The organism is Microbacterium festucae, from assembly GCF_025421715.1.
Classification (GTDB): domain Bacteria; phylum Actinomycetota; class Actinomycetes; order Actinomycetales; family Microbacteriaceae; genus Microbacterium; species Microbacterium festucae.
On record NZ_JAOEFC010000003.1, the window covers coordinates 21,265 to 42,630 of the forward strand.

The 21,366-nt window shown below is 73.3% G+C and carries 18 protein-coding genes; 11 read left to right on the plus strand and 7 right to left on the minus strand.

Features of this window, described 5'->3' with window-relative positions; translation table 11 throughout:
* Positions 1–15: 15 nt before the first annotated feature.
* From N3K63_RS10440 to N3K63_RS10455, 4 genes are all read left to right on the plus strand, one after another.
* Complete coding sequence (locus tag N3K63_RS10440) at positions 16–999, plus strand: siderophore ABC transporter substrate-binding protein (protein ID WP_261580113.1); 984 nt, start codon at positions 16–18, stop codon at positions 997–999.
* An 86-nt stretch (positions 1,000–1,085) separates the two neighbouring features.
* Complete coding sequence (locus N3K63_RS10445; RefSeq protein ID WP_261580114.1) at positions 1,086–2,084, plus strand: ABC transporter permease; 999 nt, start codon at positions 1,086–1,088, stop codon at positions 2,082–2,084.
* Positions 2,077–3,111, plus strand: a complete 1,035-nt coding sequence (locus tag N3K63_RS10450; RefSeq protein ID WP_261580115.1) for an iron chelate uptake ABC transporter family permease subunit — start codon at positions 2,077–2,079, stop codon at positions 3,109–3,111. Before N3K63_RS10445 ends, N3K63_RS10450 begins: the two co-directional genes overlap by 8 nt.
* On the plus strand, positions 3,108–3,863 hold the full coding sequence (locus tag N3K63_RS10455) for an iron ABC transporter ATP-binding protein (RefSeq protein ID WP_261580116.1): 756 nt from the start codon (positions 3,108–3,110) through the stop codon (positions 3,861–3,863). Before N3K63_RS10450 ends, N3K63_RS10455 begins: the two co-directional genes overlap by 4 nt.
* 22 nt (positions 3,864–3,885) lie before the next feature.
* Here N3K63_RS10455 and N3K63_RS10460 read toward each other — a convergent pair whose 3' ends face one another.
* From N3K63_RS10460 to N3K63_RS10475, 4 genes are all read right to left on the minus strand, one after another.
* On the minus strand, positions 3,886–4,164 hold the full coding sequence (locus N3K63_RS10460) for a hypothetical protein (RefSeq protein WP_261580117.1): 279 nt from the start codon (positions 4,162–4,164) through the stop codon (positions 3,886–3,888).
* 18 nt (positions 4,165–4,182) lie between these two features.
* A complete protein-coding gene (locus tag N3K63_RS10465) occupies positions 4,183–4,590 on the minus strand; it encodes a VOC family protein (RefSeq protein WP_261580118.1) in 408 nt (135 codons plus the stop codon).
* A gap of 59 nt (positions 4,591–4,649) precedes the next feature.
* Positions 4,650–5,564, minus strand: coding sequence for a DNA-3-methyladenine glycosylase family protein (locus N3K63_RS10470; protein WP_390895160.1), 915 nt, complete (start codon positions 5,562–5,564; stop codon positions 4,650–4,652).
* 269 nt (positions 5,565–5,833) lie between these two features.
* A complete protein-coding gene (locus N3K63_RS10475) occupies positions 5,834–6,544 on the minus strand; it encodes a winged helix-turn-helix domain-containing protein (RefSeq protein ID WP_261580119.1) in 711 nt (236 codons plus the stop codon).
* Between the two features lie 406 nt (positions 6,545–6,950).
* On the opposite strand from N3K63_RS10475, the gene N3K63_RS10480 reads away from it, so the two are divergent.
* Together N3K63_RS10480 and N3K63_RS10485 are read left to right on the plus strand one after the other, a co-directional pair.
* Complete coding sequence (locus tag N3K63_RS10480; RefSeq protein ID WP_261580120.1) at positions 6,951–7,250, plus strand: GNAT family N-acetyltransferase; 300 nt, start codon at positions 6,951–6,953, stop codon at positions 7,248–7,250.
* A 111-nt stretch (positions 7,251–7,361) separates the two neighbouring features.
* Complete coding sequence (locus tag N3K63_RS10485) at positions 7,362–7,664, plus strand: hypothetical protein (RefSeq protein ID WP_261580121.1); 303 nt, start codon at positions 7,362–7,364, stop codon at positions 7,662–7,664.
* A 116-nt stretch (positions 7,665–7,780) separates the two neighbouring features.
* On the opposite strand, the gene N3K63_RS10490 is transcribed toward N3K63_RS10485, so the two are convergent.
* On the minus strand, positions 7,781–8,524 hold the full coding sequence (locus tag N3K63_RS10490) for an alpha/beta fold hydrolase (protein ID WP_261580122.1): 744 nt from the start codon (positions 8,522–8,524) through the stop codon (positions 7,781–7,783).
* Positions 8,525–8,619: 95 nt separating this feature from the next.
* Here N3K63_RS10490 and N3K63_RS10495 point away from each other — a divergent pair, with 95 nt between their 5' ends.
* The 3 genes from N3K63_RS10495 to N3K63_RS10505 all read left to right on the plus strand — a co-directional run bounded on the left by N3K63_RS10495 (position 8,620) and on the right by N3K63_RS10505 (position 14,290).
* A complete protein-coding gene (locus N3K63_RS10495; protein WP_261580123.1) occupies positions 8,620–10,089 on the plus strand; it encodes an MFS transporter in 1,470 nt (489 codons plus the stop codon).
* A 65-nt stretch (positions 10,090–10,154) separates the two neighbouring features.
* Positions 10,155–11,303 (plus strand): exonuclease SbcCD subunit D, encoded by a 1,149-nt coding sequence (locus N3K63_RS10500; RefSeq protein ID WP_261580124.1) that lies wholly within the window; start codon positions 10,155–10,157, stop codon positions 11,301–11,303.
* The gene (locus N3K63_RS10505; protein WP_261580125.1) at positions 11,300–14,290 is read left to right on the plus strand and encodes an AAA family ATPase; all 2,991 of its coding nucleotides are present in this window, start codon (positions 11,300–11,302) and stop codon (positions 14,288–14,290) included. The genes N3K63_RS10500 and N3K63_RS10505 overlap by 4 nt, the downstream gene beginning before the upstream one ends.
* Before the next feature lie 29 nt (positions 14,291–14,319).
* Here the strand turns inward: N3K63_RS10505 and N3K63_RS10510 are convergent, their stop codons facing one another.
* Positions 14,320–14,445, minus strand: a complete 126-nt coding sequence (locus N3K63_RS10510) for a hypothetical protein (protein ID WP_261580126.1) — start codon at positions 14,443–14,445, stop codon at positions 14,320–14,322.
* 110 nt (positions 14,446–14,555) lie between these two features.
* Here N3K63_RS10510 and N3K63_RS10515 point away from each other — a divergent pair, with 110 nt between their 5' ends.
* Entirely contained in the window at positions 14,556–15,143 is a 588-nt protein-coding gene (locus N3K63_RS10515; RefSeq protein WP_261580127.1) for a hypothetical protein, read from the plus strand.
* Between the two features lie 39 nt (positions 15,144–15,182).
* On the opposite strand, the gene N3K63_RS10520 is transcribed toward N3K63_RS10515, so the two are convergent.
* A complete protein-coding gene (locus N3K63_RS10520) occupies positions 15,183–17,243 on the minus strand; it encodes an NAD(+) synthase (protein ID WP_261580128.1) in 2,061 nt (686 codons plus the stop codon).
* 79 nt (positions 17,244–17,322) lie between these two features.
* On the opposite strand from N3K63_RS10520, the gene N3K63_RS10525 reads away from it, so the two are divergent.
* Positions 17,323–20,817: a TM0106 family RecB-like putative nuclease gene (locus N3K63_RS10525; RefSeq protein ID WP_261580129.1), complete on the plus strand. Its 3,495-nt coding sequence runs from the start codon at positions 17,323–17,325 to the stop codon at positions 20,815–20,817.
* The last annotated feature ends 549 nt before the right edge of the window (positions 20,818–21,366 follow it).

Genomic DNA, 21,366 nt, shown 5'->3' on the forward strand with positions numbered 1-21,366 from the left:
GAGACATCACTGCGCATGAAGACGACACGCCCGCTCCTGGTCCTCCCGCTCGCCGCGGCCCTCGCCCTCGCGGGCTGCGCGCAGACGGCCACCCCCGCCGCCACCGCGTCGCCGGCCGCCGAACCCACCTCGGTCACCGTGACCGACAACCACGGCGAGCAGACCATCGCGCTGCCTCCCACCGCCGTCGTCGCCACCGACAACCGCACCATCTCGGTGCTCGACAGCTGGGGTGTCGACGTCGTCGCCGCGCCGCTCGACATCTTCCCGGCCGGTCTGTCGTACAAGGAGGAGGGCTCGGGGGTCATCAACCTCGGCAACCACGGCGAGCCCGACCTCGAGGCCGTCGTCGCCGCCGACCCCGACCTCATCATCAACGGCCAGCGCTTCTCGTCGTACTACGGCGACTTCCAGACGCTGGTGCCCGATGCCGCGATCGTCGAGCTCGACCCGCGCGAGGGCGAGCCCTTCGACGACGAGCTCGTGCGCCAGGTGACCGTGCTGGGCGAGATCTTCGGCAAGCAGGACGAAGCGGCCGCCCTCGTGGCCGACTTCGAGGAGGCCATCGAGCGGGTGCGCGCGGCCTACGACGACGAGCAGACCGTGATGGGCGTCATCACCTCGGGGGGCGAGATCAACTACGCCGCCCCCACCACCGGGCGCACCCTCGGCCCGGTGTTCGACATCCTCGGGCTCACCCCGGCGCTGACCAGCGACGGCTCCACCGACCACCAGGGCGACGACATTTCGGTCGAGGCGATCGCCGCCTCCGACCCCGACTGGATCCTCGTGATGGACCGCGACGCCGGCGTGAGCGTCAACACCGACGAGGCCTACACCCCGGCCGACGACCTCATCGGCGCCTCGGAGGCGCTGCAGAACGTCACCGCCGTCACCGAGAAGCACATCGTCTACATGCCGCAGGGCACCTACCTCGACGAGGGCATCGTCACCTACACGACGTTCTTCAACGACCTCGCCGACGCGCTCGAGAGCTGAGCCCGCACGACGCGCACCGCAGCCCCCGCGGCATCCCCGGCACCGGGATGCCGCGGGGCCGCGGTGGCGTGCCGGAAGGACGTCGCATGACCACCACCCCGCATCCGCTCGCCGCGCCCCGCCCGCCCCGGCGCCGGCAGCGCCTGTTCACCTGGCCGCTGCTGATCGGCCTCCTCGTCGTGGCTGCCCTGGTCGCGCTGTCGCTGTTCGTCGGCGTCTACGACGTGTGGGGCGCCGCCGACGGCGGCGAGATGTTCCTCATCACCCGCATCCCCCGCACCGTCGGCCTGGTGCTGGCGGGGGCGGCGATGGCGATGTGCGGCCTCGTGATGCAGCTGCTCACCCAGAACCGGTTCGTCGAGCCCACCACCACCGGCACCACCGAGTGGGCCGGGCTCGGACTGCTGCTGGTGATGCTGCTCGTGCCCGACGCGCCGCTCATGGTGCGCATGGTCGGCGCGGTGGCGATGGCCTTCATCGGCACCATGCTGTTCTTCCTGTTCCTGCGCCGCGTGATGCTCACCTCGTCGATCATCGTCCCCATCGTCGGCATGATGCTCGGCGCCGTCATCGGGGCGATCTCCACGTTCCTCGCGCTGTCGACCAACATGCTCCAGAGCATGACCATCTGGTTCACCGGCTCGTTCACCTCGGTGCTGCGCGGGCAGTACGAGCCGCTGTGGATCGTGCTGATCGTGGTGGTGGCCGTCTTCCTCGCCGCCGACCGCTTCACGATCGCGGGCCTCGGGCACGACGTGGCCACCGGGGTCGGGGTGGACTACGAGCGCATCGTGCTCATCGGCACAGTGCTGATCGCCCTGTCGTCGGGGGTCATCACCGTCGTCGTGGGCAACCTCCCCTTCCTCGGGCTCATCGTCCCCAACATCGTCTCCCTCATCCGCGGCGACGACCTGCGCTCGAACCTGCCGTGGGTGGCGCTGGGCGGCATCGCCCTCATCACCGTCTGCGACATCCTCGCCCGCGTGATCAACATGCCCTTCGAGGTGCCGGTCTCCCTCATCCTGGCGATGATCGGGTCGGTCGTGTTCATCACCCTCCTGCTCCGGCAGCGGCGCCGTGGCTGAGCTCGTGATGCCGGCCGCGCCGCCCGCCCGCCGCTCGGGGCCGTTCCCCACCGCTTCCCACGCCCGGCGCTACGCGGCCACGATCGTGGTGCTGACGGTGGTGGCGGCGCTCGTGGTCGTCGGCATCCTCGTCTGGGACAACCCGGCACCGGCCGGCAGCGACGGGTTCTGGCGCATCGCGCAGCTGCGCGTGACCAGCGTCGTGGTGATCCTCGTCGTCGCGTGCTGCCAGGCGATCGCGACGATCACGTTCCAGACCGTCACCGGCAACCGCATCGTCACCCCCTCGCTCATGGGGTTCGAGTCGCTCTACACGGCGATCTCGACCTCGGCGATCTTCTTCTTCGGCACCGCCGGCGCGCTGATGGTGCAGGGGGTGGGCGCGTACCTGCTGCAGATCGCGGTGATGCTCGTCTTCTCGGGCATCCTCTACGGATGGCTGCTGTCGGGGCGCTACGCCAACGTGCAGATCATGCTGCTGATCGGCATCATCCTCGGCGGTGCGCTCGCGGCCTTCTCCACGTTCCTGCAGCGGATGCTGACCCCCACCGAGTTCGATCTGCTCACCGCGCGCCTCATCGGCTCGGTGGCCAACGCCGACGTCACCTACCTTCCCGTCGCGGTGCCGCTGGCGGCGGCGGCCGTGGCCGCGCTGTGGTGGGGCGGCGGGCGGCTGAACGTGCTCGCCCTCGGCCGCCCGGTCGCGCTGAACCTCGGAGCGCAGCAGCAGCGCGATGTGATCCTGTCGCTGCTGATGGTCTCGGTGCTCATGGCGGTGTGCACCTCGCTCATCGGGCCGATGACGTTCTTCGGCTTCCTCGTGGCGATGCTCACCTATCAGCTCGTCGACTCCTACGACCACCGGCGCATGTTCGCCATGTCATGGCTGATCGGCTTCGTGGTGCTCGGCGGCGCCTACTTCGTGATGAAGCACATCTTCTATGCGGCGGGCTCGGTCGGCATCATCGTCGAGATCGTCGGCGGCACGTTCTTCCTCATCCATCTGCTGCGAAAGGGGCGCCTGTGATCTCGCTCACCGCCGTCGAGAAGCGCTACAGCACGCACGTGGCCATCGGCCCGGTCGACCTCGAGCTGCCGGCCGGCGGCATCACCGCCCTCATCGGCCCGAACGGCGCCGGCAAGTCGACGCTGCTCACCATGATCGGGCGGCTGCTGGCCGCCGATGCCGGCACGATCTCGGTCGCCGGGCACGACGTGGCCGCCACCCCCTCGCGCACGCTCGCGAAGGTCGTGGCCATTCTGCGGCAGGAGAACCACTTCGTCACCCGGCTCACGGTGCGCCAGCTGGTGGGGTTCGGCCGCTACCCGCACTCGCGCGGCCGGCTCACCGTGGCCGACGAGGCGATCATCGACCGGTCGATCGACTTCCTCGGTCTCGACGGGCTCGAGGGCCGCTACCTCGACGAGCTGTCGGGCGGGCAGCGCCAGCGCGCCTACGTGGCGATGGTGCTCGCGCAAGACACCGACTACGTGCTGCTGGACGAGCCCCTCAACAACCTCGACATCCAGCACGCGGTGCAGATGATGAGCCACCTGCAGCGGGCCGCGTCGGAGCTCGGCCGCACGATCGTGGTCGTGCTGCACGACATCAACTTCGCCGGCCACTACGCCGACCGGGTGTGCGCCATGAAGGACGGCCGGGTCGTCGCCGTCGGCGCCCCGGGCGAGATCATCCGCGGCGACGTGCTCTCCGACATCTTCGACACCCCGGTCGAGGTCGTCGAAGGGCCGCGCGGGCCGCTGGCCGTGTACTACTGACGCCTTCGGGGCGTCGGCGGCATCACACCTGGGCGCCGTCGTCCCACGGGTCGTCGAGGCCCGGCGTCTTGCCGCGCCACGACTCGTAGGCGATGAGCCAGACGATCGAGATCATCACCGCCAGGGCGATCCCCAGCCACACGCTGTCGAGCACGAGACCGACCACGATCCCCACGGCGAACAGCACGACGGTGCCGGCCGCCCAGCCGATGCGCCCGCGCGGCCAGCCGCGGTGCGAGGCCGGCGCGCCCGCGTCGCTCGGGCGGCGGTCGGCGGGGTCGTCGTCGAAGGAGGCGCTCATGCCCCCAGCGTACGAAAGTCAGGCCGCGTTGAGGGCCACCATCCAGTCGACGCCGAACGCGTCGGTGACCATCCCGAACTTCCCGCCCCACGGCGGGGTCTCGTAGGGGAGGGTGATCTCGCCGCCCGCGGCCAGTCCGTCCCACACCTGCTGCAGCCGGTCGGCGTCGTCGCCGCTGACCGACACGGCGAAGCCGGCCGGCTTGTCGTAGGGCATCGTCGAGGGCACATCCGATCCCATCAGCACGAGACCCTCGGGGGTGGTGAGCTGCCCGTGCATGATGAGGTGCTCCTCGCCGGCGGGGATGCCCATGTCGGGGAAGCCCGAGAAGTCCGACAGCTCGAGCTCGCCTCCCAGCACCGACCGGTAGAACTCCATCGCCTCGCGCGCGTTTCCGCGGAAGTTGACGTACGGGTTGAGGTTCATCGTCGCTCCTGTCTTCGCCTGCCGACAGTGTGAACCCGGCCACCGACACGCACAAGGTCTCAGCGCGAGCGGTGGTCCTCCGGGCTCAGCCGCGGCCCGCGCCGGGCCTCCCGCACGCCGCTGAGCCCGATGAGTCGGATCACGCGCTGCCGGTGGCCGCGCCACGGCTCCAGCAGCTCCAGCATCCCGTCGTCGTCGACCCGGTGCCCGGTGAGGGCGTGACCCACCTCGTGGGCGACGTGGTAGTCGCCCACGCTGACGGCATCCGGGTCGCCGTACGCGCGGATGCGGGTCTCGGCGCTCGTCCACACGCCGACGCCGGGGAGGCTCGTGAGCACCCGGTCGCGCCCGTCGCCGTCGGCGGCGGCATCGGCGGCGCGCTCGATCGACGTGCGCCGGGCGGCGGCGGCAACGATGGTGCGCGACTGCGGCGGCTCCAGCCCCGCCCGGTGCCACGTCCAGCTGGGGATGGCGCGCCAGTCGGCCGGCGGCGCGAACATCGGGGTCGGGGTCGGCCCGGGCGCGCGCTCGCCGCACCAGGTGACGATGGCGCGCCAGGCGCCAAAGGCCTGCAGCCCGGTGACCTTCTGCTCGAAGATCGCGCTGACGAGGGCGTCGAAGACGAGATCGGTGCCGCCCAGGCGCAGGCCGGGGTGGCGGTGGTGGGTGGCGGCGATGAGCGGATGCCGGGCCGCGTCGAACCCGGTCGGGTCGTCGTCCGCGCCGCACAGGCGCGGCAGCTGCGTCAGCGCCCAGTCGGCGCCCGGACCCCAGGCGGCCGCGCGCACGCCGTGCCGGTCGGGGCGCAATGCGACGGTCGCGATGCCCGCGGGGGTGCGGCTGGCTCGCCAGATGATCCCGGCCGCCGTCGTCATCGTCGGGTCGTGCGCGCCGCGCCGCTGATCCCCGATGGCCCGTGCCGCGTCGACGGGCACGCGCGGGTGGTACACGGCCTCGAGCGGTCGTTCGGACACCGGACGCGGGTCGCGCGTGGGCGTCGCGGGGCGCTGGGCCCCCGCGGAGCGCTTGGCCCCGGGGAGTTGGGCCGACGCGGGGCGCTGGGTCGCGGGGAGTTGGGTCGTCGCGGGGCGCTGTGCCCCCGGCATCCGCCCCCGCAGTCCCGACGTCATGCCGTCACCCTACGTCAGGGGCGCCGACATCCCCCCCGCGTTCACTCGCGCCCAGTTGTCGCCGCGCCGTGCTCAACACAGCAACACGGCGCCAGTGAACCGATGGGAGCGGGTCAGAAGCGGTCGGGCGAGGGGGTGCCGTGGCCGTAGCGGATGACGACGTCGGCATGCCGGTCGAAGCGGTAGCCGATGCCGCGCACCGTGCGCACGATGTCTTCGTAGCGGCCGAGCTTGGAGCGCAGGCGACGCACGTGCACGTCGATCGTGCGCTCGCCGGGCACCTCGTCGTCGTCGGCGTGGCTCCACAGCGACGAGACCAGCTCGGTGCGCTCGATCGTGCGGCCCTCGCGCAGCACGAGGTACTGCAGCAGCTCGAACTCCTTGAAGGTCAGCGCGGCCGACTCGCCGTCGATGTGCACGCGGCGACGCGAGATGTCGATCTCGACGCCACCGGGCGCGCGGTCCTCGTCGGGCCGGTCCTGCTTGGTGCGGGCCACGGCACCGGGCTCGTGGAGCGCGAGGCGCACGACGTCGACGTCGCGGCCGCCGGCGCCCACGGGGGCCAGGGCCACGGTGGCGTAGGTCTCGGCCTGCGGGGCGAGGTCGGCGATCGTGCGGCGGAGGGCCTCGACGATGGTCGACAGCGAGACGCCGTCGACGGCGGCCTTCACCTCGTCGAGTCCGACGTAGAGGGCGAAGCCGCGCGGGGCGGTGCCGGCGGGCAGCTGCCGCGACGCACCCTGCGAACTCGGAGTCAGGTCTTCGACGGCGTGCAGGTGACGGGCGGCGGTGGCGGGCTGGGAGAGGAGCGCGGTGTGCGACATGGGAGAAAGTCCTTGGAGGAGGGAACCCGGGCGGTTCGCCAGAAGCGGGTTCGATGTGTTGCGGTCGGGCCCGATCGGGCCGTGGTGTGCGAGCTGGCCGGCATCCACGTTGTGGGCGGTGCGGTGCTCGGGGGTGCGTGGTCCGTACTTCGAGCGATGGCTCAGAAGCGGACGCACCCGGCGGGGTTCACCGTCAGTGGCACATTCGGCAACACATGGCAACGCGCGGCATCATGATGCCGGCAGTTCCGTTCGCCTCCCGGGCGGACAGAGTGCGTGCGTTGTCAGTCATGGGGCGATTATGACGAACCGTGTCGGCGCGTGTCAAACGCGGCGACGGGCTCGATCCCCCATATGACGCCGTGTGACGGCCCTGGATGTCGGTGGTCGGGCGTACCGTGAACACATGAGCGGCTTCACGTTCGCGAACGAACCCGATGCATCCCGGTACACCCTGCACAAGGGCGGTGACCTGGTGAGCGTGCTCGATTACCGCGACGACGGGCGCACCGTCGCCATGACGCGCGCCTACACGATCCCCACCTTCCGCGGCCACGGCTATGCGGGTGAGGTGGTCGCCCGCGCGGTCGCCGAGATCTCCGAGCGCGGCGACCGTGCCGTGAGCCCGGTGTGCTGGTACGTCGCCGACTGGTTCGAGGCCCACCCCGAGCATCGCGGGCTGCTGCGCGCCCAGCGCGCAGGCTGACCGCGCGGGGCGGCGTCGCCGGGCCGGTACCGGCGGGCGACGCGTCCGTCAAGCCCCGCGACGCTTCCGCGGTCGGCGGGTGACACTGGTGCCCCGACCGAAGGAGGAGCCATGTCCCACGACATCCCCGAAGAAGTGCCCGACGGCATCGTCGACGCCGATCCCGCCGGCGGCTGGGGCAGCGCCGGCACCTCGGAGCATTCCGACGACGAGCAGCCCACCCTCGCTGCGCACGAGGTGGACGACGAGGCCGCGCGCGAGCGGGGCGCCGACGCGCAGCCGTCGGCACCCGACGGCGAACCGGCGTCCGACCCGTTCGTCGAGAGCGCCGAGATCCAGCAGGGCCTCGACCCCGACCTCGCCGTGCACTCCGAGACCTCGGGCGACGCCCCGGGCGGCGACGAACAGCCCTGACGGGCGAACAGCCCTGACGGGCGAGCAGCCCTGACGGGCGAGCAGCCCTGACGGGCGAGCAGCCCCGAAAGAACCGCCCTGAGCGCGGCGTCGGCCCCCGCGGGGCCGGCGCCGACTCAGTCCACGAAGCGCAGGATCTCGCGCGCCGCGGGCTCGGCATCGCGGATGAGGGTCTCGTGACCGTGGCCCGCGATCAGCGCGGTGCGCGCATCGGGCAGCAGCGCGACCACCTCGTGGAACCACCGCGGCGGCACCGTGAGATCGTGCTCGCCGCGCACCACGAGCGTCGGCATCCGCACCGCCGGGTACACCCGCTCGGGCCGGTGCACGAGCATGGCGTGCACCTTGCGCCGCAGGTGCGGGCCGGCGCGCACGTACTCACGCGCCCCCAGCAGCAGCACCTTGGGGCTCTCGTTCAGCAGGTCGAGGGCCAGCCGCCACAGCTGCGCGCCGGCGTGGCGGTGCCGACGGTCGACGGTCGGCCCGACCAGCACCACCCGGGCGACGGCGGCGGGGTGGCGCACCGCCAGCTCCACCGCGACCTGGGTGCCCATCGAGTGACCGATCACCACGACCTCGCCCAGGCCGCGGCTGCGCAGCATCGCCGCGACGAAGTCGGCCATGCGCTCCATCGTCGGGGTGCGCGCGGGCTCGGGCGCATCGCCGTAGCCGGGCAGGTCGAGCGCGATGACGCGGCCGTGCGGCGACAGGTGGGTGATGAGCTCGGCGAAGACCTTCCGTCCCATGCCGATGCCGTGCAGCAGCACGAACACCGTTCCCGCGTCGGCGGCCCCGAACTCCTCGACCACGAGGGTCGCCCCGGCGTCGTGGAACTCGGAGACGATGCCGGCAGAACCCATCCGACGAGGCTACGTGCTCGGCGGGGGTGGTGCCGACCGGCATCCGGCGGGCCCCGCCCGACCCGTGCGGCCCGGACGGGCATAGCCTGGAACCGATGAACGCGCCCGAGACTGCCAGCATCCCGCTCGACCACGGCCAGCGCTGGCGCGCATTCTGGGTGTGCGTGTCGGTGGCGGCGCTCACGATCCTCGACCTCAGCAAGGTCAATGTCGCCCTGCCCTCGATCGAGAACGCGCTCGGGGCCGCCTCCACCGAGCTGCAGATCGTCGTGTCGGGCTACGTGCTCATGTTCGGTCTGGCCCTCGTGCCGTTCGGGCGCCTGGGCGACCAGCGCTCCCGCCGGATGCTGTTCCTCATCGGGCTGAGCCTGTTCACGCTCATGTCGGTGGTGTGCGCGCTGGCGCCCACCATCGAGGTGCTCATCGCCGGGCGCCTGCTGCAGGGCCTGGCCGCCGGCATCCAGATGCCGCAGGTGATCGGCACGATCCAGCAGATCTTCACCGGCAAGGAGCGCGGGCGCGCCTTCGGCCTGTTCGGTGCGACGATCGGCATCGCCACCGCGTTCGGTCCGACCCTCGGCGGCCTCATGATCGCCGCCGGCGGCGACCAGGACGGCTGGCGCTGGATCTTCTGGATCAACGTGCCGCTGTGCCTTGCGGTGCTGGCCGGTGTCGCGTTCATCCTGCCGCGCACCCGGCAGTCGACGCCCGGAAAGCTGCAGCTCGACCCGGTGGGCCTCACCCTGTTCGCGGTGATGATCATCACTCTGATGTGGCCGTTCCTGTTCACCACCGGCTCGCCCGACGACGACCCGCGCCGCTGGTGGACCCTCGTTCTGTTCGCCGTCTTCGCCGCCGGGTTCGTGGCCTGGGAGCGCCGCTACGCGGCATCCGGCAAAGCGCCGCTCGTGCCGTTCGGGCTGTTCCGCATCCCGTCGTACCGCAACGGCACGCTCATCGTGACGGCGTACTTCACGGCGATCCCCGCGATGTTCCTGCTCACCACGCTGTTCCTGCAGCTGGGGGTGGGTCTCGCGCCGGTCTTCGCGGGCATGGTGTCGATCGGGTTCGCGGTGGCCAGCGCGGTGACCAGCTGGTTCGGCGGCAACCTCGTGATGCGTCTGGGACGTCCGCTGGTGGTGTGGGGCCTGGGCATCGTGCTGGTCTCGGCGGTGGGGCTCGCGGTGGTCGCCTACCTCGCCCCCGCCGACGTCGTGGCCTACCTGATGGCAGCGGTCATGCTCGTCGCGGGCGCCGGTGCCGGCCTGGTCGTCGCCCCCAACCAGACCCTCACCCTGGCCGAGATCCCCACCCGCGAGGGCGGTCTGGCCGGATCGGTCGGCCAGCTGGGGCAGCGCATCGGCACGGCGGTCGGCTCGGCGGTGGCCCTGTCGCTGTTCTACGCCGCGATCTACCGCGACGCCGCCGCCGACAAGCACGGCCTCGACGTGTACCACGACGCCTACGCGTACGGCATGGTCGCCGTCGCGCTGTTCGTCGCGCTCGCCTTCTTCCTCGGGGTCGTCGACCTGGCCTCGCGCCGCCGCGCGTCGCGGCGCGGATAGCCCGGAGCGGGCCCACCCCGGCGGGGCGGCCGGGCGATGTCGGGGGCCGCTCGTACCGTGGGATCATGCGGATCCTGCACACCAGCGACTGGCACATCGGGCGCACCTTCCACGGGCACGCGACCCTCGATGCGCTGCGCGGCGTGCTCGAGCAGCTGACCGCCGAGGTGCGCGCGCACGAGGTCGACGTGGTGATCGTCGCCGGCGACGTGTTCGACTCCGCCACCCCCGCGGCTCCCGCCTACGCGCTGCTCAGCGACACGCTGCGGGCCCTGGCCGACACCGGCGCGCACGTGATCGTCACCAGCGGCAACCACGACTCCGCGGCCCGACTGGGCTTCCAGGCGGGGCTGCTGCGCGACGGCATCCACGTGATCACCGACCCCGGCACCGTCGGCACCCCCGTCACCATCGACGACGTCGACGGGCCCGTGCACGTCTACGGCATCCCGTTCCTCGAGCCCGCGCTGCTGCGCCACCTCTGGCCGGGCGTGCGCACCCAGCACGACGCCCTCGGGCACGCGATGCAGCTCGTGCGCGCCGACCTCGCCGCCCGCGGCGGCCGCTCGGTGGCCGTGGCGCACTGCTTCGCCGCGGGCGTCGAGCCCACCCCGCACCTCGAGCGCGACATCCAGCAGGGCGGTCTCGACATCGTGCCGCTGACGGTGTTCGACGGTGTCGACTACGCCGCGCTCGGCCACATCCACGGCCGCCAGCAGCTCTCGCCGCACGTGCGTTACGCCGGCGCGCCGCTGCACTACAGCTTCGGCGAGGGCGACAAGCCGCGCGGCGCCTGGCTGGTCGACCTGGATGCCGACGGTCTCGCAGCGGTGCAGTGGCTCGACCTGCCCGTGCCGCGCCGGCTGGTCACGCTGCGTGGCCCGGTCGACGAGCTGCTGACCGATCCCGCGTACGACGACGCGCGTGAGGCGTGGGTGTGCGTCGAGTACACCGACCCGCTGCCGCAGCGCGATCCGCTCCGTCGCCTGCAGGAACGCTTCGCCCACTGCGCGAAGGTCGTCCACGCGCCGGTGGGCGCGCCCGTCGCCGAGGCGCGCTCCTACGCCGAGCGCGTGGCGGCGGCGCGCACCGACCACGAACTCGTCGATGCCTTCCTCGTGCACGTGCGCGAGGGGGAGGGGCTCAGCGAGGCCGAGGCCGAGATGCTCACCGAGGTGCAGGGCGAGCGCGTGCGCGCGGAGGCGCTGGCGTGAAGCTGCACCGGCTCGAACTGACCGGCTTCGGCCCCTTCCGCGGCACCCAGTCGGTCGACTTCGACGCGTTCGACGCCGACGGGCTGTTCCTCATCTCGGGGCGCACCGGGGCGGGCAAGTCGAGCATCCTCGACGGCGTGAGCTTCGCCCTCTACGGCACCGTGCCCCGCTACGACGGGGGCGACCGGCGGCTGCGCAGCGACCATTGCGGCGACGGCGACCCCACCTGGGTGCGCCTGGAGTTCACCGTCGGCGACCGCCGGCTGCGCGTCACCCGCGCCCCCGAATACGACCGGCCCGCCAAACGGGGCACCGGCACGGTCACCGAGCCCACCGCCGCCGAGCTCGAAGAGCTGATCGGCGAGGTGTGGACGGGCATCGCGGCCAAGCCGCGCGAGGTCGGCATCGAGCTCAGCGAGGTGCTGGGACTCACCGCCGTGCAGTTCCAGCAGGTCATCCTGCTGGCCCAGAACAAGTTCTCCCGCTTCCTGCTCGCCGGCAACGACGAGCGCCAGGCGCTGCTGCGCACCCTGTTCGACACCCGCCGTTTCGCGCAGTACGAAGACGCGCTCGACCAGCGCCGCCGCGACGCGCAGAAAGACCTGGATGCCGCGGGCACACGCGCGGCCCTCCTGCTCGACCAGGTCGAGACGCTCATCGCCGACGCGGGCCTCGGTCATCCGGACGATGCGCCGGTGCCGGGTGAGCTCGCCGCGCGTCGTGCGGCCGCCGATGCGGCCCTGGCCCGTGCCGCCTACCGCGTCGACACGACGGTCGATGCGGTCGTGCGTGCCGAGGAGGCCGCCGTCGCCGCCACCGTGGCCCATCAGCAGCTCGTCGGCTGGGCGAAGGCCGCCGCCGAGCTCGACGCGGTGCGCGTCCAGTTCGCCCAGCACGAGGCCGAGGCCCCGCAGATCGCGGCCGACCGCGACCGCGCCGCGCGAGCCGTGGCCGCCGAGACGCTGCGCGCCCCCCTGGCCGCCCTCGCCCGCGAGCAGGGTGCCCTCGCCGCCGCCGAGGCCGTCGCCGACAGCGCCGCCACCGCCTGGCACGCGCTCGCCGATGACGAGGGGGCCGACGCGCCCGAGGCGGCCGTCGAACGACTCACCGGGGCCCTCGCCGTCGCCGCGGCGGCCGCCGACGCCGAGAAGACGCTGGTCGCCGCGGCCGCCGCCGTCGTCGCGCACACCGCGGCCGTCGAGGCGGCCGACGCCGAACTGGCCGCGCTCGAGACGGCCGCCGCCGGCATCCCCGCCGAGCGCGCCGACCGCGACGTCGAGCTCGCGGCGGCACGATCGGCCGCCGGCGACCGCGACGTCCTCGCCGAGCGCCGTGCCGCAGCCGCTGCCGCGCTCGCCGCGGCGGAGGAGCGCGATGACCTGCAGCCGCGACTGGTCGCCGCGGAGCGGGCCTACCTCGCCGCCGCAGAACGCGCCGCCGACGCCGCGCGCGAGGTCACGGCCCTGCTGCAGCGCCGGCTCGACGGCATGGCGGGAGAGCTCGCCGCCGACCTGATCGACGGCGCGCCCTGCGCGGTGTGCGGATCGACCGCGCACCCTGCGCCCGCGCCGCGGGTGGTCGCGCCCGTCACCGACGACGACGTGAGTGCCGCCGAACGGGCCCGCGACGCCGCCGTCACCGCAGAGCGCGCCGCCGCCGACGCCGCCCGCACCGTGCGGGAGCAGCACACCGCCGCGGCCGCCCGTGCCGGCGGCGACGACGCGACTGCGCTCCGCACCCGGGTCGACGAGCTCACCGCCGCCCTGACCGCGGCCGAGCACGCCCAGCAGACGCTCGAGACCGCCACCCGTGCCCTCGCCGCGCTCGACGATCGGGCCGCGGCCACCGCGGCCGCCCGCGACGAGGTGGGCGCCCGCCGCACCGGCATCCTCGCCGACCTCGCCGCCGCGCAGGCGCGCGTCGAGGCCGCGCAGACCGAGGTCGACGACGCGCGGGGCGCGTTCGACACCGTCGCCGAGCGCGTCACCGCCCTTACCCGGCGCCTCGAGGCTGCCCGCGCCGCCCACCGCAGCGCGCAGCAGCTGGCCGAGCGCCGGCGGGCGCGCGAGGTGGCAGCCGACGACCTCGCGGCGCACGTGGCGGGCTCGGAGTTCGCCGACGCCGCCGCCGCCGAGGCGGCGCTGCTCGACACCGCCGTCCGCCGCGACCTCGAGGCACGCGTCGCCGCCCACGCCGCGGCGCTGCACGCCGCCCGCGAGCGCCTGCTCGAACTCGAGCTCGAACTGAGCGGGCGCGAGGTCTCGTCCGCCGCGCTGGCCGCGGCCGCCGACGCCGCCGCGACGGCCGACGCCGAACGCACCGCCGCCATCACCGCGCGCAGCGGCGCCGAGCACACCCGCGACCGGCTCGCCGCGCAGTTGGCCCAGGTCGCCGTCGCCTACGACGCCGTCGGCGACCGTGCCGCCGAGACCGCCGCGCTCACGAGGTTCGCCGACACCATCGCCGGGCGCGCCCCCAACACCCGCAAGATGGACCTCGAGACGTTCGTGCTCGCTGCCGAGCTGGAAGAGATCGTCGCCGCCGCCAACCTGCGGCTCACCGAGATGTCGGCCGGCCGCTACACCCTCCACCACAGCGACGCGAAGGCCTCGCACGGTCGTGCCTCCGGCCTCGGCATCGAGGTGCTCGACGCCCACACCGGGCGTCGCCGGCCGCCGCAGTCGCTGTCGGGCGGCGAGACCTTCCTCGCCTCGCTCGCCCTCGCGCTCGGCCTCGCCGAGGTCGTCACCCACCGGGCCGGCGGACTGCGCCTGGACACCCTCTTCGTCGACGAGGGCTTCGGCTCGCTCGACCCCGAGACGCTCGAGCTGGCGATGCGCACCCTCGACGAGCTGCGTGCCGGCGGGCGCACCGTCGGTCTCATCAGCCACGTCGAGGCGATGAAGGAGCAGCTGCCCGCGCAGCTGGTGGTCGAAGCCGACGCCCACGGCCCGAGCCGCATCCGGCAGGAGGTGCGCGTCGGCTGAGCCGCACGCGCCGGTGACGGCGGTCGGGGTCAGCTGCCGCCGGAGACGATCCCGATGATGCCCGAGACCAGCAGGTAGACGCCGATACCGCCCACGACCACCCAGATTGCGACGCGGGCGGGGCTGGGCCGCTTGTCTTCGGGCTCGAGGCTCATGTGTCCGAGCGTACCGGCCGCCCGGCGGCAGGTTTTCCACGACCCGATCCGTGTCGCGAAGCCGGGCGGTGGGCCAAGATGGAACCACGCTGTCGGATCGAGGGAGTGCCATGACTTTGAACACCGTCGCCCTGGAGATGCCCACCGGGATCACCGCCCGGCTCGGCTGGGACCCGGGGACCACGATCCACGACCGCCGCCGCATCCTCGCCAAGGAGCTCATCGCCGCGAAGCTCGGATGCGACACCTCCGCGATCCGCATCGAGCGCGAGGCCCCGCGGGGCTTCGGCTACCACACCCGCCTCATCGCCTCCCGCGACGGCGCCGAGCTGCCGATCGCCATCGTCACGGCCAGCTACCGGGCTGCCACCGTCGCCGCCATCGCCGACCCGGGCCTGCCGCTGGGCATCGACATCCGCGACAGCACGCCCGACCCCGCCGACATCCGGCAGATGCAGAAGCACTCGCACCTGCCCAACGAAGAGAACATCCCCGACCTGCTCAACCACTGGGTGTGCGTGCAGGCGGTGCTCGAGGCCGACGGTCGCGGCGTGCGCGTCGCGCCGCAGCACGTGCGGCTGGATGCCGGGCGTCACCGCGGCTGGCTGCCCGACCGCAACATGAAGTACTCGCTGGTCGACGCCTCGCGCGACGGCTGGCTCATCACCGTCGCCTACGGGGCGCTGCCCGCGGCCTGACCCGCCCGGAAGCGGCCGCGCCCACCCGGGCGGTGCCGCTCAGCGCACCGGGAAGACGGCATCCAGCTCGGCCAGCCACGCGGCGGCGTTGCCGTCCGACGGGGCGCGCCAGTCGCCGCGCGGCGACAGCGAGCCCGCCGGCAGCACCTTGGGGCCGTTCGGGATGGCGCTGCGCTTGAACTGCGCGAAGCCGAAGTAGCGCCGCAGGAACACCCGCAGCCAGCGCACGATCTCGGCCCGGTCGTACCCGAACCGATCGTCGGCGGGGAACCCGGGCGGCCACGCCCCGGCATCCGCGTCGCGCCACGCCTGCTCGGCGAGGAACGCGATCTTCGACGGGCGCATCCCGAAGCGCAGCACGTGGAACAGCGTGAAGTCGTGCAGGGCGTAGGGGCCGATGGTGTCTTCGGTGGACTGCACCTTGCCGTCCTGCCCGGCCGGCACCAGCTCGGGGCTGATCTCGGTGTCGAGCACCGACTGCAGCACCCGCTTGGCCTCGTCGGTGAGCGTCGTGCCGGCGCCGTCGCTGTGGGCGATGACCCAGCGGATGAGGTGCTGGATGAGCGTCTTGGGCACACCGCTGTTGACGGCGTAGTGGCTCATCTGGTCGCCGACGCCGTAGGTCGCCCAGCCGAGGGCGAGCTCCGAGAGGTCGGAGGTGCCGATGACGATGCCGTTGTGGCGGTTGGCCAGGCGGAACAGGAAGTCGGTGCGGGCGCCGGCCTGCACGTTCTCGAACGTCACGTCGTAGAGCGGCTCGCCGTCGGCGTAGGGGTGACCGATGCCGCGCAGCAGCTCCCCGGCCATCGGGCGGATGTCGATCGTCTCGATCGTGGCGCCGATCGCCTCGGCGAGGGCGAGCGCGTTGGACTTCGTGTGGTCGCTGGTGGCGAACCCGGGCATCGTGTAGGCCAGGATGTCGCTGCGCGGACGCCCCATGCGGTCCATCGCGCGCGCCACGACCAGCAGCGCGTGCGTCGAGTCGAGCCCGCCCGACACCCCGATCACGGGGCGGGGCGAGCCGATGGCGCGCAGCCGCTGCTCGAGGCCGGAGACCTGGATGCTGAACGCCTCGTAGCAGTCCTGATCGAGGCGGGCCGGGTCGTCGGGCACGAACGGGAACCGGTCGAGCGGCCGGCGCACGCCGATGTCCTCGGCGGGCGGGTCGAGCTGGAAGTCGATCGTGGTCGCCGTGGCGGCACGATCGGCGCGGTTGTCGTCGAACGTGCCCTGCCGCAGCCGGTCCTGCCGCAGCCGGTCGAGGTCGACGTCGGCGACGCTCCGGCGCGGGCCCTCGGGGAAGCGCTCCGTCTCGGCGAGGAGCTGTCCGCCCTCGTAGATCATGGTCTGGCCGTCCCACGACACGTCGTTGGTCGACTCGCCCTGCCCCGCCGCGGCATACGCGTAGGCGGCGATGCAGCGCAGCGACTGCGACTGGGCCAGCAGGTGCCGGTCGTCGGCCCTGGCCACGGTGATGGGGCTTCCCGAGAGGTTCACCAGCACGGTCGCCCCGGCCAGCGCGGCCGTCGACGAGGGCGGCACGGGCACCCACATGTCCTCGCACACCTCGGCGTGCACGACGAGTCCGGGCACGTCGCTCGCGGCGAACAGCAGGTCGGTGCCCACCGGCACCTCGGTGTCGCCGAGCATCACCGTCGCGGGGGCGTCGGCGCCGGGGGCGTACCACCGGCGCTCGTAGAACTCGCGGTAGGTCGGCAGGTAGGCCTTCGGCGCGACACCGAGCACCCGCCCGCGCTGGATCACCACGGCGCAGTTGTACAGGCGGGAGCCGATCCGCAGCGGAGCGCCGACGACCAGCAGGGGGCGCAGCCCCGCCGAGGCGATGCGCACGGTGTCGATGGCGGCGAGCACGGCATCCAGCACGACGTCCTGCATCACCAGGTCGTCGATCGCGTAGCCGGTGAGGCACAGCTCGGGGAAGACGGCGACGGCGACACCGTCGTCGTGGCATCCGCGGGCCGCCTCCAGCACCGCGGCGGCGTTGCGCACGGGGTCGGCGATGGCGACGGGGATCGTGCAGGCGGCGACACGGGCGAACCCGTGACGGTAGACGCTCTCGAACGGCAGGCTCTCGCTCACGGTCCCAGTCTGTCAGGCACGACCGGCCGGTCGGGGGTGTCGGGGGTCCCGGTTAGGGTCGGAGAGCGAAAGGGGACCAGTGCGGTACATCGAGGACGAAGGCCGGATCGTCTGGAGCGCGAGCGATCTGAAGGCCGCGGCCGAATGCGAGTTCGCGTGGCTGCGGGCGATCGACGCGAAGCTCGGCCGGCTGCCCGCCGTCGCCGAGCCCGACGACCCCACCCGCGAGCGCGCGGGGCGGCTGGGCACCCAGCACGAGCTGCGCGTGCTCGCCGACTACCGCGCCGAGCGGGGGGATGCCGTCGCCGAGATCCCCGAGACGCGCTCCTCGGATGCCGTGGCTCTGGCCGCCGCCGTCGCCCAGACCGCGGCGGCGCTGGCAGACCCCGACGTCAGCGTCGTCTACCAGGCGGCGTTCTCGTCCGACGAGTTCGTGGGGTTCGCCGACTTCCTCGTCCGCGACGAGGCGGGGGCCTGGCTCGTGCAAGACACCAAGCTCGCCCGTCACGCGCGCGTCACCGCGCTCATGCAGCTGGCGGCCTACGTCGACCAGCTCGACCGCCTCGGGATCGCCCGCGCCGACACCGTCGAGCTGCTGCTGGGCGACGGCGAGCGGTCGGTGCACCGCGTGCGCGACCTGCTGCCCGTCTACATGCTGCGGCGCGCGCGCCTGCGTGCCCTCATCGCCGACCGCGACATCGCCGCCGGTGCGGCGGGGGCGCCGCTGGCGTGGGGCGACGAGCGCGGCGCGCTGCGGGTCGTGGCGTGCGGGCGGTGCGCCACCTGCGACCTCGAGGTGGTGGCCCACCGCGACCTGCTGCTGGTGGCCGGCATCCGCCCGGTGCAGCGCGAGCGGCTGCGTGCCGCCGGCATCCGCACCGTCGACGAGCTCGCCGCCGCGCGCGAGGCGCCCGAACGCATGTCGGGGGACACCTTCTCCGGGCTGCGCACGCAGGCCTGGCTGCAGCTGGAGTCGCCGGCCGGCGGGGTGGAGGCCGCCGCCGAGGGCGCCCCGGCGCCGGTGCCCACCTACTCGGTGTTCTTCCCGAAGGCGTTGGGCGCGCTGCCGCGCCCCGACCACGGCGACCTCTTCTTCGACTTCGAGGGCGACCCGCTCTACATGGAGGGCGCCGCCGCCGACGGGGCGCTGTGGGGTATCGACTACCTGTTCGGCTGGGTCGACACCCGCGAGCAGTACTCGGCGCTGTGGGCGCACAGCTTCGCCGACGAGAAGCAGGCGCTCATCGACTTCATCGACGTCGTCACCCTGCGACGGCGCGCGCATCCCGGCATGCACATCTACCACTACGCCCCCTACGAGCCCACCCACCTGCTGGCGATGGCCGCGCGCCACGGCGTGTGCGAGGGCGAGGTCGACCGACTGCTGCGCGACGGGGTCTTCGTCGACCTCTACCCCATCGTGCGCCGGGCGCTGCGGGTGGGCTCGCGGTCCTACTCGATCAAGAAGCTCGAGCCGCTGTACATGGGCGACGAGGTGCGCACGAGCGACGTGCAGCGCGGCGACGACTCGATCGTGCGGTACGTCGAGGCGCGCGCCCTGCAGGACGCCGGCGACGACACCGGCGCGCGGGCGATCCTCGACGACCTGGCCGACTACAACCGCTACGACTGCGTCTCGACGCTGCGGCTGCGCGACTGGCTGGTCGAGCGGGCGCGTGAGGCGCAGCTGCGCCCGACGATCGACGGCGAGCCCGACGAGCGCGCTTACGAGCCCTCGCCGCGCGCCGAGACCCTGTCGCGGCTGGCGGCCGCGGTGCCCGCCGGCGATGAGGCCGCGGCGACCGCGCTGCGCCTGGGAGCCGCGGCGATCGACTACTACCCCCGTGAGGTGAAGACCTTCTGGGCGACCCACTTCCTGCGGCTGCGCGAGCCCGTGTCGGTGTGGGAGGAGACCCGCGATGTCGTGGTCGTCGACCGCGACCGCAGCCGGGTGCTCACCGACTGGCACCTGCCCGAGGGCGGCCGAGCGCAGCGGCGCGTGGTCGAGCTGCGCGGCGAGCTCGCCCCGGGCACGCGCCTGAGCGTCGACGGGCAGCCGTTCGCGGTCTACGAGCTGCCGACGCCGTTCCCGTCGGAGCCGCGGGCGCGGTGGATCCACGGCGCCCGCACCGTGCGCGTGGTCGACGTGCTCGACGACGGCGCCGTGGTCGAAGAGACCTCGGTGCAGGGCTTCACGTGGAGTGAGCTTCCCCTCGCCCTCACCCCGCCCGCCCCGCCGCAGGCCGGCAGCCAGCAGGCCGCGATCGACGAATGGGCCGACCGCGTCATCGCCGCCGCGCCGACCCTGCCGGCCGACCCGGCCACCGACCTGCTGCTGCGCCGGCCGCCCCGCACCTTCTCGGGTGCGCTCGCCCGTGGCGGCGCCGACGACGTGGCCGACATCGCCGCCACCCTCGCCGACCTCGACCGCAGCTACCTCGCCGTGCAGGGTCCGCCCGGAACCGGCAAGACCTACGTCGGCTCGCACGTGGTCGCCCGGCTCGTGCGCGAGCGGGGCTGGAAGGTCGGCGTCGTCGCGCAGTCTCACGCGGTCGTCGAGCACATGCTCGAGCGGATCGTGGCGGCCGGGGTGCCGCGCGAGCAGGTCGCCAAGGCGCCCAAGGGCGCGGCCACGGGTGCCGAGAGCTTCACGCCGATCGCCAAGACCGCCATGGCCGGCTACATCGCCGAGCAGCCGGCGGGGTTCGTCGTCGGCGGCACCGCGTGGGATGTCAGCCATGCCGGGCGCATCGCCCGCGGCGGCCTCGACCTGCTCGTCATCGACGAGGCGGGGCAGTTCTCGCTGGCATCCACGATCGCCGTCTCGGTCGCCGCATCCCGGCTGCTCCTGCTCGGCGACCCGCAGCAGCTGCCGCAGGTGAGCCAGGGCACCCACCCCGAGCCGGTCGACACCTCGGCGCTCGGATGGGTGATGGACGGTGCCGCAGTCATCGCCGACGACCGCGGATACTTCCTCGCGCACACGCGCCGGATGCGGCCCGAGGTCGCCGGCCCGGTGTCGCAGCTGTCCTACGAGGGACGCCTCGACGCGTGGCCGGGAACCGCCGACCGGCACCTCGAGGGCGTCGAGCCGGGCGTGCTCCCCGTGCCACTCGGGCACACCGGCAACGCCACCCAGTCGCCCGAAGAGGCCGCCGTCGTCGTCGACCTCGTGCAGGGGCTGCTCGGACGCACGTGGAACGGCGGGCCGGGAGAGACCCCGCGCGCGCTCGAGCAGCAGGATGTGATCGTCGTCACGCCCTACAACGCCCAGCAGGTGCTCGTCGAAGAGGCCCTCGCGGCCGCCGGCCTCGCGCAGGTGCCCGTCGGCACCGTCGATCGGTTCCAGGGGCAGGAGGCCGTCGTCGCGATCGTCTCCCTCGCCGCCTCGTCGGGGCGCGACGCCCCCCGGGGCCTGGAGTTCCTGCTGCTGCAGAACCGCCTCAACGTCGCGATCTCCCGCGCCATGCACACCGCCTACGTCGTGCACGCCACCGGCCTGCTCGACGACCTGCCCCGCACCCCCGAAGGCGTCGCGCGCCTCTCCGCCTTCGCCCGCCTCGTCCACGCCTGACGGCGGGGGTGGGGTGGCGCTGGGGACGCCTCGGTGAGTGCGGCTGGGCGGGTGCTCGGCCCGCGGTTCGTGGGACGCGCTTGGGGGCTGTGTCCCGCGGTGTGCGGGTGAGTGGGTGGCTGACCCGCGGTTTGTGGGACGTGCCCGGGTGGCGTGTCCCGCAGTCTGCGGGTGATGGGGGCGTGACCCACCCTCTGCGAGACGCGCTCGGCGGGGACGTCCCGCAACGTGCGAGTGGTGAGTGCTCGACCCGCAGTTTGCGGGACGTGCCCGGGGGGCGTGTCCCGCAGAGTGCGGGTGGTGGCTGTTTGACCCGCGGTTCGCGGGACGTGCTCGGGTGGCATGTCCCACGATGTGTGGGTCCTAGGCCGCTGAACCCACCGTTCGCGGGACCTGCACGTGTGGCGCGTCCCGCCGCTCCGCCGAGCGACCGGCATCCGCCATCAGTGGGACGCCACCGGATGCTATGTCCCGCAATGCGCGGGACGAGGGCGCGTACCCGGCATTCTCTGTGACCCCACCGGATGCCATGTCCCGCGATGTGCGGGT